Genomic DNA, 13,243 nt, shown 5'->3' with positions numbered 1-13,243 from the left:
ATTCCAGAATTTCTTGCTATATTTTCGACCGCGATCGTTTCAGCTTGACACCGGCCGCGATCTCACCCAATTGTGCCTCAGGTTTCAACCCTGCATTGAACCAGAGTGCCTGCCCGCCGATGTGTCCCGCCGACCGTGACGACCATTCCGAAAGACACCCGAGACCGGCAGCCCGGACGGGCGCGATCGCGGCGGACTTTTCCAAGGTGCTCGTCGTCGGGAAATCATCGATCAACCGGGTCGTGGTGTCGAAAATCGTCGAGAAATCGGGACTGAAGCCGATTTCGGAACCGCCCGAGGCCGCCGAGAAGGCACTGACCGGCCAACTGCCCGGCGCCGTCATCCTGGACGGCGGCCCGGACAACAAGGATTGCGACCCGCTGATGTCGGCCATCGACGCGCTGCGGCGCGCCTCCGGCAAGCCACTGCCCGCGGTGATCCTGCTTTCAACCAGGACTGGCACGCCGGAGAGCCTCGGCCTGTCGAGCGTGGTCGATGCCGTGGTTGCCAAACCGATCACGCCCGAGAGGCTGCAACCCGTGGTCGATCGCCTGGTCGGGCGCGGCTAAAGCAATTCCAAGAAAAGTGCGCCCCTGAACCTGATCAGCCCGCCGCGGCGATGCTTTCGATCAGCGCGGGTAGTTCGCCCAGATCGGCGATCTCGCGGAAACGCGGCGCGGCGACCGGCGCCTCGGCATGCTCGGCCGCCCAGGTCAATTCATGCGGGACATAGATGCCCCAGCCGCCGGCATCGATGGCAGGGACGACATCCGACTTCAGCGAATTGCCGACCATCATGCTTTTTTGCGGCCCGTCGCCATGGCGGCTGAAGATGCGGGCATAGGTGGCGGCGCTTTTGTCGCTGACGATCTCGACGGCGTCGAAAAGCTCGCCCAGTCCCGATTGCGCAAGCTTGCGCTCCTGGTCCATGAGGTCACCCTTGGTGATCAGCACCAGCCGATAGCTGCCGGCGAGCTTCTCGACCGTCTCACGCGCATGCGGCAGGGGCTCGATCGGATGGCTGAGCATGTCGCGGCCGGCAGCCAGGATTTCCGCGATCGTCGAGGCCGGAACACGGCCTTCGGTAACCTCGATCGCCGTCTCGATCATCGACAGCGTGAAGCTCTTTATGCCGAAGCCATAGAGGCCGAGATTGCGCTTGGCCGCGGCAAGCAGGTTCGCCGAAATGCGGCTTGCATCGCCATGCTCGGCAAGCATGGCGAGGAAGCGCTGCTCGGTCATGAGGAAGAACTGCTCGTTCTGCCACAGCGTGTCGTCGGCATCGAAACCGATTGTGGTCAACCGGGAAGCGGACATTAGCGCGCTCACTCTTTTCTGACAGGCACATCTAGACGTTGCAGCGCCGCCAGCAAGCAGAAAATGGCAGCGGCCGAACGACTTTTTCTCGGGCACCCGCTTGGTATGCCCGGCCCGCCTCCCCTTCCCTTCCCCCGTGGCGCCCGGCTATAGTCCGAAATCCGCAACACAATCTGGTGAATGATGCCGCCTGAGAAAAAGGAAGTCCGTCCGTCAAGCCGGGGGGGACGCGCCCGCACGCCTGCCTTCCTGAAGAACCAACGCGGCGTGAAGAACTGGAAGGAGGCCAGCGCCTGGCTCGAATGGCGCGGCATCGAGGACATAGAGTGCATCACGCCCGACCAGGCGGGCGTCGCCCGCGGCAAGATGATGCCGTCGAAGAAATTCACCTCCAACACCTCGCTGGCGCTGCCTTCGGCCGTGTTCATGACGACGATCTCCGGCGGCTATCCCGAGGACGGCAACGGCTTCCACTATCCCGAAGATGACGGCGACCTGAAGCTTCTGCCCGATCTTTCGACGCTGACCGTCGTGCCCTGGGAAGAAGACCCGACGGCCGCGGTCATCTGCGATCTCGTTCACCAGGACGGCCGCTCGGTCGAATTCACGCCGCGCAACGTGCTGAAGCGCGTGCTGGCGGCCTATGACGAGCGCGGGCTCAAACCGGTCGTGGCGCCCGAGATCGAATTCTATCTGGTGCGCAAGAACCCCGATCCGGACTATCCGCTGACGCCGCCCGTCGGCCGTTCGGGCCGACCGATCGGCGGCGGCGCCGGCTATTCGATCGCCGGCGTCAACGAGTTCGACGAACTGATCGACGACATCTACCATTTCTCGGAACGGCAGGGCCTGGAGATCGACACGCTGATCCATGAGGAAGGCGCCGGCCAGCTCGAGATCAACCTGCGCCACGGCAACCCGATCGAGCTCGCCGACCAGGTCTTCATGTTCAAGCGCACCATCCGCGAGGCGGCGCTGAAGCACGAGATCTACGCCACCTTCATGGCCAAGCCGATCCAGGGGCAACCGGGCTCGGCCATGCATATCCACCAGTCGGTGGTCGACAAAAAGACCGGCAAGAACATCTTCTCGGCCGAGGACGGCTCCGAGACCGACGCCTTCTTCCATTTCATCGGCGGCATGCAGAAGCATGTGCCGAACGCGCTGGTGATGTTGGCGCCCTACGTCAATTCCTATCGCCGGCTGACGCAGCAGGCATCGGCCCCGGTCAACAACAAATGGGGCTATGACAACCGCACCACCGCCTTCCGCGTGCCGCGCTCGGATCCGGCGGCGCGGCGCGTCGAGAATCGTATCCCGTCATCGGACGCCAATCCCTACCTAGCGCTAGCGGCATCGCTGGCCTGCGGGTTGGTCGGCATGAACAACAAGATCAAGGCAGAGCCGCCGGTCCTGACGACCGCCAATGCGGATGAAATCGACCTGCCGCGCGGCCTTCTGGAGGCCGTAGGCCTGTTCGAAGACGACAAGGAGCTCGGCGCCATCCTCGGCACATCCTTCGCCGCCACCTATACCGCGATCAAGCGTGCCGAGTTCGAGACCTTCATGGAAGTGATCAGCCCGTGGGAGCGGGAGTATCTGTTGTTGAACGTATAGGGCACAGATCATGCCCTACCAATCTCCCATTTCCCCCGGCCGTTCCTGGTACGAGGACACCGCCGGGCCCCGCCCTGAATACCCGCCTCTCGATGGTGACCGAACCTGCGACGTCGTCATCATAGGCGGCGGCTTCACCGGCTTGTCGGCAGCCGCGCACCTGGCCAAGGCCAGCGCGAATGTCATCCTCATCGAGGCCTATCGCTTCGGCGACGGCGCGTCGGGGCGCAATGGCGGCCAGCTTGGCACCGGGCAGCGCGCCTGGGCCGAAGAACTGGAGGCCGAATATGGCCTCTCCCGCGCCAGGGCGCTGTTCGACATGGCCGAAGAGGCCAAGGCGCATCTGCTCGACTTCGCCGCCGCCAACGCGATCGACATCGACTATATGCCGGGCCAGCTTTCTGTGGCGCACAAGAGGCGTTACGTCGACGACTACAAGCGCCATGCCGAGATCATGGCGAGCCGCTTCGGCTATCCGCATGTCAGCTTCATGGACGCGGCGGAGACAGCGGAACGGCTGGGCTCGACGCGCTATTTCGGGGGCACGCGCGACACCGGCACCGGGCACATCCACCCGCTGAAGCTGGTGATCGGCACGGCGAAAGTAGCGGCGGCCGCCGGCGCGCATCTCTTCGAGGAGACGCCGTCCACCGGCATCGTTTCCAACGGCGGCAAGGTGACGGTCACGACGCCCAGGGGCACGATCACCGCCGACAGATGCCTGGTCGGGGTCAATGCCTATGGCGGCAATCTGGAGCCGGTGAGCGCGGCGCACATCATGCCGATCGGCTCCTTCATCGGCGCGACCGTGCCGCTCGGCGCCGCCTCCAAAGTGCTGCCGGGCGGCGAGTCGGTCGACGATTCCCGCTTCGTGGTGCGCTATTTCCGCAAGTCGATAGACGGCCGGCTCCTGTTCGGCGGCCGCGAGGTTTATGCCGTCAACGATCCGAAGGACATCCATATCCACATCCGCAAGCAGATCGCGGAGCTCTACCCGGCGCTGAAGGATGTCGAGATCACGCATGGCTGGGGCGGCTATGTCGGCATCACAATGCCGAGAAAGCCGTTCGTGCGCGAGGTGATGCCGAAGGTGATTTCGATAGGCGGCTATTCCGGCCACGGCGTCATGCTGTCGAACTTCTTCGGCAAGCTCTATGCCGAGACCGTTGCCGGCAACCGCGACCGGCTGAAACTGATCGAGGATCTGAAGATCCCCGCCTTCCCGGGCGGGCGGCGCTTCCGCGCGCCGCTCTTGTTTCTCGCCCTCAACTGGTTCGCGCTGCGGGACAGGATTTGAAGCTGGCTGCCCAGCCGAAGCCGCCGATTCGACGCTCGCGGCTTCCACGCCGTGGGTTGTGGAAGCGTTAACAGGCGCACAGAATTTCGCAAATTGGCTCACTCATGCCATAATCAGCAATAAAAGATGCAATCATGGGCGAAAATCCGGGGATTTCGCGGGCCTTGTCCGCAATAATTTCGGGACCGATGCCGATCTAAGCCAATCGTTGCGGCAATGATCGAAAGAACGTCGGCCCGCTTGTTGGAGGTGGTTTGAGTGAACGGGCCCTTTAGTTTCGGCACGCCGGAACGGCAGCGCTTTACAATGCAATTCGGCTATAGCGTACGGCCATCCTTCTGGCAGAGGGTGCAGTCGAACGCCCATCTGGTCATTGCGGCGATCGGCACCGCCGCGCTGCTCGGCGTGGCCGCGGTGGCGCTGTGGCTGTGCTTTCCGAGCAGTGACCGGCAAGTGGCTGCTGCAACTGCCGCGCAAAACGTTCCGACAATTCCGGTGAAGACCACGAAAGTCGCTCCGGCGGCAGCGGCGGTCACCGTGGTGACGGCGCCGCAGGCCGCGCGCAAGGCGGATGCGGTCACGCCCACGACGGCGGCCCGCGAAGCCAGCATTCCGGCCCTGGCGCCGAGCAGCCCCCGCTGGACGGCTTCCGACGCCCAGACGCCGCCAGCCCCGACCGAGGACCAGCCAGCTCCATCCAAGCAGGCCGCCGGCACAGGTCCCGCGCAACCCGCCGATACGGCCTTTGCCGAGGCTAATGCCGAGAACGACGCCTCGAACGCGCTGTCGCAGGTCGCGGCTGCCGCGAGCGAGACGCCGATGGAAGTGAAGAAGCCGGGCGACAAGATGGATGGCGCCCAAACCGCCGCCATTCCCGAAGCCAAGCCGCAGGTTTCAGATCCGCAGCCGGCGGCGACGGACGGCGCGGCCAAGCCGAAAGCTCAAAAAGCCGGCGCGGCCGCAAACGGACGCATTTTGAGGGCTGTGACCATGCGCTCGGGCCCGAAGAAAGGTGCCGCCGCAATCGTCACGGTGCCGGCCAAGGCATCGGTGCAGGTGATCGGTTGCAAGCAATGGTGCGAGATCGTCTATAACGGCAAGCACGGCTGGGTCTACAAAAGCTACGTCAAGACCGGCGCCTGAAACCTAACCCGCCAAGCAGCCGTTCGTATCGACGTTTTCTGCGCTCGAGCCTGCGATTTGCTACGAAGGACTCGTGTTCCTCGAACGGCACTTCGTAGAGGCCGCAAGTGTAACACCCTTCCTGCTTGCCGCACGCCGGAATCCAGCATCTGACGGAACTGCCGGTTATCCCGATGAAGACAGCCTTGCTTCGGGCACGCGCGCGCTTTGCCCGATAGCGACGCACTCGCCAGCCCAGATCGTCGCGAATCTCACGCAGCCTGACCTTAACCACGCGCCAATTCCCCCGCCCCGATCCGTTATCGTTTTGACGGACCATGAGGTCAAACCGGGACCCGGCCTACGGCGCCAACGCTGCGTTCGCCGCATGAAGCGGCTCAGATGCAGCGACCGCCGTCGACCTCCAGTGCCACGCCGGTGATGAAGGCGGCTTCATCCGAGGCCAGCCACAGCGCCGCATTGGCGATGTCGAGCGGTGTCGAGAGCCGGCCGAGCGGGATCGAGGCACGGAATCTTTCGCGGATATCGGGCGTGTCCGCGCCCATGAATTTTTCCAGCATGCCGGTCTCGCCAGCGACCGGGCAGAGACAATTGACGCGGATGTTCTTCGGCGCCAGCTCGACCGCCATCGACTTGGTGGCGGTGATCGCCCAGCCCTTGGAGGCGTTGTACCAGGTCAAGCCTGGCCTCGGCCGAAGCCCCGCCGTCGAGGCCGTGGTCAAGATGACGCCGCCGCCCTGCCGGTCCATGATCGGCACGACGCTAAGGGCCGCGTGATAGATCGCCTTCATGTTGACCGCGGTGATCAGGTCGAAGGTTTCCTCGTCGACGCCGAGCATATCGCCGTTGCGATGGGTGAAGCCCGCATTGTTGACCATGATGTCGATGCGGCCGAAAGCGCTCTTGGCGGCATAGATCATCTCGTCGAATTCGGAGCGCATGGACACATCGGTCTGGGTCCAGATCGCATTGGGACCGATCTCTTCGGCCACTCGCTCAGCACCCCTGGCGTTGAGGTCGGCGACGACCACGCGCGCGCCCTCTTCGGCGAAACGCCTTGCCATACCCTCCCCGAAGCCCGACGCGGCACCGGTGATGATGGCGACCTTGTTTTCCAGACGCATGGCTTTCCCGCTCATTGGATTTCCGCAGCTATCTCCTTTAGCTTTCGTCACATTCGCGTTCTATGGTGCGGCCGCGAACGTTGCCGGAAGCCATGGCTTTACCGACAGGCCTGTCGGCGGCGCAGTGTCGGGAAACAGGTGGACCGATGCAATAGCAAGCGATTGGTCCTGCCTGTGACACCATGGCACTGGAAAATTTAAATCGATTAGAATATACCAACCACGCTGCCGGCATCCGGCATCAAATCGGACTGACCATGACCAGCCAGATCATCCCTGTCGATCCCTTCGATTTCATCATCTTCGGCGGCACCGGCGACCTGTCGGAACGCAAGCTCCTGCCTTCGCTCTATTATCGCCAACGCGACCATCAGTTCTCCGAACCAACGCGCATCATCGGCACCTCGCGCGCCAAGATGACCGACGCCGAGTTCCAGGCTTTCGCCAGGCAGGCAATTTCGTCCCATGTCAAGCCGGCCGATATCGACCAGAAGGAACTGGAAACCTTCCTGGCCAGATTTTCCTACGTCTCGGCCGACGCCACCACCGGCACAGGCTTCGACAAGCTGAAGAAGGCGATCGGCGACAGCGACCGCATCCGGGCCTTTTATCTCGCGGTGGCGCCGGCGCTGTTCGGCGATATCTCGCATCAGCTCAAGCAGCACAAGCTGATCACGCCGAACTCGCGCATCGTGCTGGAAAAGCCGATCGGCCGCGACCTGACCTCGGCGCGCGCGCTGAACGACGCGGTGGGCGACGATTTCCACGAAGGCCAGATCTTCCGCATCGACCATTATCTCGGCAAGGAAACGGTGCAGAATCTGATGGCGCTGCGCTTTGCCAACGCGCTCTATCAGCCGCTGTGGAACTCCGCCCATATCGACCATGTGCAGATTACGGTCGCCGAGACCGTCGGCCTCGAGGACCGCGTCACCTATTACGACAAGGCCGGCGCGCTGCGCGACATGGTGCAGAACCATATGCTGCAGCTTCTTTGCCTCGTCGCCATGGAAACGCCGTCCTCGATGGACGCCGATGCCGTGCGAGACGAGAAGCTGAAGGTGCTGCGGGCGCTGAAGCGCATCAACGGCAACGAAGCGCCCAAGCACACGGTGCGGGGCCAGTATCGCGCCGGCGCCTCGGCGGGCGGCCCGGTCAAGGGCTATGTCGAGGAACTCGGCAAGGACAGCGCCACCGAGACCTTCGTCGCCATAAGGGCCGAGATCGGCAACTGGCGCTGGGCCGGCGTTCCGTTCTATCTCAGGACCGGCAAAAGGCTGGCGAGCCGGGTCTCCGAGATCGTCATCGAGTTCAAGCCGATCCCTTTTTCGATCTTCGACGAAAGCGCCGGGCCGATCTTCGCCAATCAGCTGGTGATCCGGCTGCAGCCCGACGAAGGCGTCAAACAGTTCATCATGATCAAGGACCCGGGGCCGGGCGGCATGCGGCTGCGCCAGATCTCGCTCGACATGAGCTTCGCGCAGTCCTTCGACGGGCGTGCGCCTGATGCCTATGAGCGGCTGATCATGGACGTGGTGCGCGGCAACCAGACGCTGTTCATGCGCCGCGACGAGGTCGAGGCGGCCTGGAAATGGATCGACCCGATCCAGGACGCCTGGGAAAGCGCCAGGCAGGAGGCGCAGGGCTATACGGCCGGAACGTGGGGGCCGTCGGCCTCGATCGCTCTTATCGAACGTGACGGACGGACATGGCACGAGAGCAATTGAGCGAAGTCCGCTACGGCTGGAACGGCTTTGCCGACCGCCAGGACCTGGCGACGGCGCTGGCCGGTGAGATCGCCGACCGGTTGACCGGGGCCATCGCGGAACGCGGCACCGCGCTGCTCGCAGTGTCGGGCGGCACCACGCCGGCGAAGCTGTTCGCGGTGCTCTCGACCACGCCGATCGCCTGGGACAAGGTCACCGTGACACTGGTCGACGAGCGTTTCGTGCCGCCCTCCTCGCCGCGCTCCAATGCCGGCCTGGTGGCGGCGAACCTGCTCCAGAACGAGGCCGCGGCGGCGCGCTTCGTGCCGCTCTACCATGAGGCGGCAAGCATCGAGGACGCAGCCACGGCGGACAGCGAGGCGCTCAGATCGCTGCCTTGGCCGCTCGACGTGGTGATCCTAGGCATGGGCGGCGACGGCCATACGGCGTCGTTCTTCCCGGATGCCGGCAACCTCGAGGAATTGCTCGACCCGGTCTCGCAGCGGATCGTGCTGCCGGTGCATGCGGCGAGCGGCGGCGAGCCGCGGCTCACACTGTCGATGACGCGCATCGTCGCCGCCGGCTTCCTCGCGCTCCACATCGAAGGCGAGGATAAGCGCGCAGCATTCAACGGCGCGATGGGTCCCGGCGCGAAAAAGCCGATCCGCAGAGTGCTCGAGGCGGCGCCGCGACCCGCAGAGGTGTTCTGGGCACCCTGATTTCAGATGAGGACAGTCCGGCGGCAGAGGGAGGACGTCGTCGGGCTCGAAAGGACGGACCATGACAGCCAGACGCGACATCGAAGCCATCACGGAACGCATCCGCCACCGTTCGAAAGCCGGCCGCGAAGCCTATCTCGGCCGTATCGCGGAGGCGTCCGGCCGCACCGCCAACCGCGCGGTGCTGGGTTGCGGTAACCTTGCCCATGGCTTTGCCGTGTGCAGCCCGTCCGAAAAGATAGCGCTGGGCGGCGACCGCGTGCCCAACCTCGGCATCATTACCTCCTACAACGACATGCTGTCGGCGCATCAGCCCTTCGAGACGTTTCCGGCGCTGATCAAGGAAGCCGCGCGGGAAGCGGGCGGCATCGCGCAAGTGGCCGGCGGCGTGCCGGCGATGTGCGACGGCGTCACGCAAGGCCAGCCAGGCATGGAGCTGTCGCTGTTCTCGCGCGACGTGATCGCCATGGCGGCGGCGATCGGCCTGTCGCACAACATGTTCGACGCCGCCGTCTTCCTCGGCGTCTGCGACAAGATCGTGCCCGGGCTGGTGATCGCGGCGCTCACCTTCGGGCATCTGCCGGCCGTCTTCATCCCGGCCGGGCCGATGACGACCGGTCTCGCGAATGACGAGAAGGCCAAGGTTCGCCAGCTTTATGCCGAAGGCAAAGTCGGCCGCGCCGAGTTGCTGGAGGCGGAGTCCAAATCCTATCACGGACCCGGCACCTGCACATTCTACGGCACCGCCAATTCCAACCAGATGCTGATGGAGATCATGGGCCTGCACACGCCCGGCGCCTCCTTCGTCAATCCGGGCACGCCGCTGCGCGACGCGCTGACCAGGGAAGCGGCGAAGCGCGCCCTGGCGATCACCGCGCTCGGCAATGCCTATACGCCGGTCGGGCGCATGATCGACGAGCGCTCGATCGTCAACGGCGTGGTCGGCCTGCACGCCACCGGCGGCTCGACCAACCATACGATCCACCTGATCGCCATGGCGGCCGCCGCCGGCATCGCGCTCACCTGGCAGGACATTTCCGACCTGTCGGAAGCAGTGCCGCTGCTTGCGCGCGTCTACCCGAACGGGCTTGCCGACGTGAACCATTTCCACGCCGCGGGCGGACTCGGCTTCCTGATCCGCGAGCTGCTCGACGAAGGCCTGTTGCATGAGGACGTGCAGACGGTCTGGGGTGAAGGCCTGCGGCCCTATGCGGTCGAGGCACGGCTTGGCGGTGACGGCAGCGTGGTGCGCGAAGCGGCGCCTCTCAACAGTGGCGACGAGAAGGTGCTGGCGCCGGTCAAGAAGGCGTTCCAGCCAACCGGCGGCCTGAAAGTGCTTGGCGGCAATCTCGGCCATGCCGTCATCAAGACTTCCGCCGTGAAGCCGGAGCGCCGCGTCATCGAGGCACCGGCCAAGGTGTTCGACAGCCAGCAGGCGCTGAACGATGCCTTCAAGGCCGGCCAGCTTACCGGCGACTTCATCGCCGTTATCCGCTTCCAGGGCCCGAAAGCCAACGGCATGCCGGAACTGCACAAGCTGACCACCGTGCTCGGCATATTGCAGGATCGCGGCCAACGCGTCGCGCTGGTGACCGACGGGCGCATGTCGGGCGCCTCCGGCAAGGTGCCGGCGGCGATCCATGTGACGCCGGAAGCGGTCGAGGATGGCCCGATCGCCAGGATCCATGACGGCGATGTCATCCGGCTCGACGCCGATGCCGGCACGCTGGAGGTGCTGGTGCCGGGGACGGAATTTGCGCTGCGCCGCACGGCCGACGCCGACCTCATCGGCAACGAGTTCGGCTTCGGCCGCGAGCTGTTCGCAGGCTTCCGGCAACTGGTCGGCCGCGCCGACCATGGCGCCGCTGCCTTCGGCAACGCCTAATCTCGTTTCGTGTGAGAAGCTACTTGTGCTGACTATACAAAATTTTGTATAGTCAGCCGTGTGAAAATGCTTGTGTTCCGGGGCAGCGCCCTAACCGATCTGCGCGCCTTTCCGAACTCGGCACGGCGTGAAGCAGGCTATCAGCTCGATAAGGTACAGAACGAGCAACCTCCGACCGACTGGAAGCCGATGACGACGGTCGGCAAGGGGGTACTGGAAATCAGAATTAGGGATGAGACCGGAGCGTTTCGGGTCATCTACACCGTCAAATTTGCCGAGGCGATCTACGTACTGCATTGCTTCCAGAAGAAGACGCAGAAGACCAGCAAAACAGATTTGGATTTGGCCGCAAAGCGCTACAGCGATCTCATGAAGGAGCTAGGCCATTGAACAACGAAACTTTTGCAAGCGTGTGGGATGCCATCGAAGACACTCCCGCCGAAGCAGAGAACATGAAGCTCCGCGCCACGCTCATGATGGCGCTGGAGAAGCACATCCGAGCAAAGGGCTGGATGCAGGCCGAAGCCGCGCAGCGGCTTGGCGTGACGCAACCGCGCGTGTCCGATCTCCTGCGCGGGAAGATCAACCTGTTCGCGCTCGACACCCTCGTCAATATGGCGGTCGCGGCCGGGCTTCATGTCGAAGTGCGCGTCTCGGAAGCTGCCTGATCGGCGAAGCCAAGTTTCGCTGCGTTACCGAGATGACATTCCGCGAGCCGTTCGCGGAATGTCGGACAGCCCAACTGGAAGACCGGCATGCGGTGACTACTGCACGGTGAGCTCGTTGCGCTCGCCGGCCTTGACCGTGAAGGACGTTTCCTTGTCGGCCTTGTCGGTGGTGAAGTTGGTCACCAGCACATAGTCGCCCGCGGCAAGCGTGGTTTGCATCTTCTCACCATAGGCATAGGTGACCTGCTTGCGCTCTCCCTGGATGTCCTTCCTGGCCTCATAGATCTTGAAGCCGTCCGCGCCCGGCGCGTCGACAGCCACGACACCGGCATTCAGCGTCACGTTGACATCGCTCATCTGCCCGACCGTCACGCTGAAAGGCTGCTCTGTAGACACGGCCTGAACGTCGACGCCCATTACATAGTGGCCGGGCGGCAGGTCGAACTGGCTGTCGGGACCATAGGCATAAGTTACCTGGTCGCGGGTGCCGTCGAGCTTCTTGGCGGCCTTGTACACTTTCCAGGACACGTCCGTGCCGGCCTTCTCACCGCCCTGGGTGTAGAAGGCGTTGGCCTTGGCCTTGCCGACGCCGACGATCATGTCCTTGTCGATGACCTGGCCAGCGACGAGCTGCATCGTCTCGCTCGCCTCGCCGGCTCCCAGGCTGACGGTGACCTTGGTCTCGCCGGTGGGGACGACGTACTTGACCTCGCCATAATTGGCGTCCGACGCGCCGCCAGGATAGGCGATGCTGATCTGAGCTCCGCGGTCGATATCGGCGCCCGGCGCCGGCCGGGCGTGGATGGAGATCTCCGCGGCGTTCAGGTTGAGCGCAGGCTCGGTCGCCTTGTCGGCCGTCAGCGAGACCTTCTGCTCGGCCCTGGCCGCACCACTGGTGGCGACGACGATATAGTTGCCGGCTGCAAGATGGAATTTGACGGTGTTGTAGCCGTAGTCGACATGCTCGCCGCCGGTTCCCTTGGCGTCGTCCTTGAATATCTCAAAGTAGACGTCCGACTTCGGCGCCTCGCCTCCCTCCTTCAGCAGCGCTGTCGGGACGAGATTGTAGTCGACCTCCGCTGCCTTCGGCGCGGGCGCCGGCGCCGGAGCCGCCACGGTCTCGACCAGAGCTTCCTGCAGCGCCTTCTCGTCGGAGGCCTGGATGTATTTGCCGCCGGTGTTTTCGGCGAGGCAGGCGATCTGCTTGCCCTCGTCGGCGCTCAGGCCGAAGCCAACGACATCGGCGGTGAAATCGACGCCGCTTTCCTTGAGCTCCTTGCCGAGCGCGCAAGGATCGCCGCCGCAGGTCTCCAGCCCGTCGGTGATCAGCACTACCGTTGCCTTGTCCTCGGTGTATTTCAGCGCTTCGGCGGCCTGCTTGACGGCGGCCGTGAGCGGTGTCTTGCCGAGGAATTTCATGCTGTCGGCCGCCGCCGAAATGGCGCTGGCGGAACCGGCTTGCGGCGGCACGATCAGCTCGATGTCGTCGCAGCTGCCCTTGGTGCGATGGCCATAGGCCATGAAGCCAATCTCGTCGTCGGCCGGGACCGACTGCAGCACCGTGCGCAGCGATTCACGCGCGATCTCCAGTTTCGGCTTGCCGTCGATCTGCGCCCACATCGAGCCCGATGCATCGAGGATGATGATGACCTTGTTGGCGGCAAAGCCGAAACTGGTCATCGACAAAAGGAGGACCGCCGCAGCGACGCTCCGTGCCAGTCCCGCCATGGAAATCTCCTGAGTGAACCCCCGTCCGCGCCCGGAAAA

Annotated in this window: 12 protein-coding genes; 9 read left to right on the top strand and 3 right to left on the bottom strand. The window is 64.0% G+C overall.

All coding sequences use genetic code 11. The features are described 5' to 3' along the window. Positions 1–119: 119 nt before the first annotated feature. Positions 120–569: a response regulator gene (locus RFM41_RS31470; RefSeq protein WP_320253163.1), complete on the top strand. Its 450-nt coding sequence runs from the start codon at positions 120–122 to the stop codon at positions 567–569. Between the two features lie 34 nt (positions 570–603). On the opposite strand, the gene RFM41_RS31465 is transcribed toward RFM41_RS31470, so the two are convergent. Then, a complete protein-coding gene (locus tag RFM41_RS31465) occupies positions 604–1,317 on the bottom strand; it encodes an HAD family hydrolase (protein ID WP_320253151.1) in 714 nt (237 codons plus the stop codon). Positions 1,318–1,497: 180 nt separating this feature from the next. Between RFM41_RS31465 and RFM41_RS31460 the strand changes: the two genes are divergently transcribed. The 3 genes from RFM41_RS31460 (at position 1,498) to RFM41_RS31450 (ending at position 5,374) form a co-directional block, all read left to right on the top strand. Next, positions 1,498–2,934: a glutamine synthetase family protein gene (locus RFM41_RS31460; RefSeq protein ID WP_430691588.1), complete on the top strand. Its 1,437-nt coding sequence runs from the start codon at positions 1,498–1,500 to the stop codon at positions 2,932–2,934. 10 nt (positions 2,935–2,944) lie between these two features. Continuing rightward, positions 2,945–4,231 (top strand): NAD(P)/FAD-dependent oxidoreductase, encoded by a 1,287-nt coding sequence (locus RFM41_RS31455; RefSeq protein ID WP_320253149.1) that lies wholly within the window; start codon positions 2,945–2,947, stop codon positions 4,229–4,231. Positions 4,232–4,489: 258 nt separating this feature from the next. Beyond that, on the top strand, positions 4,490–5,374 hold the full coding sequence (locus RFM41_RS31450) for an SH3 domain-containing protein (RefSeq protein ID WP_320253148.1): 885 nt from the start codon (positions 4,490–4,492) through the stop codon (positions 5,372–5,374). Between the two features lie 377 nt (positions 5,375–5,751). On the opposite strand, the gene RFM41_RS31445 is transcribed toward RFM41_RS31450, so the two are convergent. Further along, positions 5,752–6,498 (bottom strand): SDR family oxidoreductase, encoded by a 747-nt coding sequence (locus RFM41_RS31445; RefSeq protein ID WP_320253162.1) that lies wholly within the window; start codon positions 6,496–6,498, stop codon positions 5,752–5,754. A 257-nt stretch (positions 6,499–6,755) separates the two neighbouring features. On the opposite strand from RFM41_RS31445, the gene zwf reads away from it, so the two are divergent. The 5 genes from zwf to RFM41_RS31420 all read left to right on the top strand — a co-directional run bounded on the left by zwf (position 6,756) and on the right by RFM41_RS31420 (position 11,476). Next, the gene (gene zwf, locus RFM41_RS31440; protein WP_320253147.1) at positions 6,756–8,225 is read left to right on the top strand and encodes a glucose-6-phosphate dehydrogenase; all 1,470 of its coding nucleotides are present in this window, start codon (positions 6,756–6,758) and stop codon (positions 8,223–8,225) included. Continuing rightward, entirely contained in the window at positions 8,207–8,923 is a 717-nt protein-coding gene (gene pgl, locus RFM41_RS31435) for a 6-phosphogluconolactonase (RefSeq protein WP_320253146.1), read from the top strand. Before zwf ends, pgl begins: the two co-directional genes overlap by 19 nt. Before the next feature lie 61 nt (positions 8,924–8,984). Beyond that, positions 8,985–10,808, top strand: coding sequence for a phosphogluconate dehydratase (gene edd, locus RFM41_RS31430; RefSeq protein ID WP_320253145.1), 1,824 nt, complete (start codon positions 8,985–8,987; stop codon positions 10,806–10,808). A 60-nt stretch (positions 10,809–10,868) separates the two neighbouring features. Then, a complete protein-coding gene (locus tag RFM41_RS31425) occupies positions 10,869–11,198 on the top strand; it encodes a type II toxin-antitoxin system RelE/ParE family toxin (protein ID WP_320253144.1) in 330 nt (109 codons plus the stop codon). Then, entirely contained in the window at positions 11,195–11,476 is a 282-nt protein-coding gene (locus RFM41_RS31420) for a helix-turn-helix domain-containing protein (protein ID WP_320253143.1), read from the top strand. The genes RFM41_RS31425 and RFM41_RS31420 overlap by 4 nt, the downstream gene beginning before the upstream one ends. 96 nt (positions 11,477–11,572) lie before the next feature. On the opposite strand, the gene RFM41_RS31415 is transcribed toward RFM41_RS31420, so the two are convergent. Next, on the bottom strand, positions 11,573–13,204 hold the full coding sequence (locus RFM41_RS31415; RefSeq protein WP_320253142.1) for a vWA domain-containing protein: 1,632 nt from the start codon (positions 13,202–13,204) through the stop codon (positions 11,573–11,575). Positions 13,205–13,243 lie beyond the last annotated feature (39 nt).

Origin of the sequence: Mesorhizobium vachelliae (assembly GCF_033977325.1) — a bacterium.
Lineage (GTDB): Bacteria > Pseudomonadota > Alphaproteobacteria > Rhizobiales > Rhizobiaceae > Mesorhizobium > Mesorhizobium vachelliae.
Note: the sequence above shows the minus strand (reverse complement) of the source record. Positions and strands in the feature narration are given on the sequence as shown.

Bases quoted from the DNA above. Each gene is read 5' to 3' on its own strand.
- RFM41_RS31470 (WP_320253163.1), top strand. From the start codon at position 120: ATGTGTCCCGCCGACCGTGACGACCATTCCGAAAGACACCCGAGACCG.
- RFM41_RS31465 (WP_320253151.1), bottom strand. From the start codon at position 1,317: ATGTCCGCTTCCCGGTTGACCACAATCGGTTTCGATGCCGACGACACG.
- RFM41_RS31460 (WP_430691588.1), top strand. From the start codon at position 1,498: ATGATGCCGCCTGAGAAAAAGGAAGTCCGTCCGTCAAGCCGGGGGGGA.
- RFM41_RS31455 (WP_320253149.1), top strand. From the start codon at position 2,945: ATGCCCTACCAATCTCCCATTTCCCCCGGCCGTTCCTGGTACGAGGAC.
- RFM41_RS31445 (WP_320253162.1), bottom strand. From the start codon at position 6,498: ATGCGTCTGGAAAACAAGGTCGCCATCATCACCGGTGCCGCGTCGGGC.
- zwf (WP_320253147.1), top strand. From the start codon at position 6,756: ATGACCAGCCAGATCATCCCTGTCGATCCCTTCGATTTCATCATCTTC.
- pgl (WP_320253146.1), top strand. From the start codon at position 8,207: ATGGCACGAGAGCAATTGAGCGAAGTCCGCTACGGCTGGAACGGCTTT.
- edd (WP_320253145.1), top strand. From the start codon at position 8,985: ATGACAGCCAGACGCGACATCGAAGCCATCACGGAACGCATCCGCCAC.
- RFM41_RS31415 (WP_320253142.1), bottom strand. From the start codon at position 13,204: ATGGCGGGACTGGCACGGAGCGTCGCTGCGGCGGTCCTCCTTTTGTCG.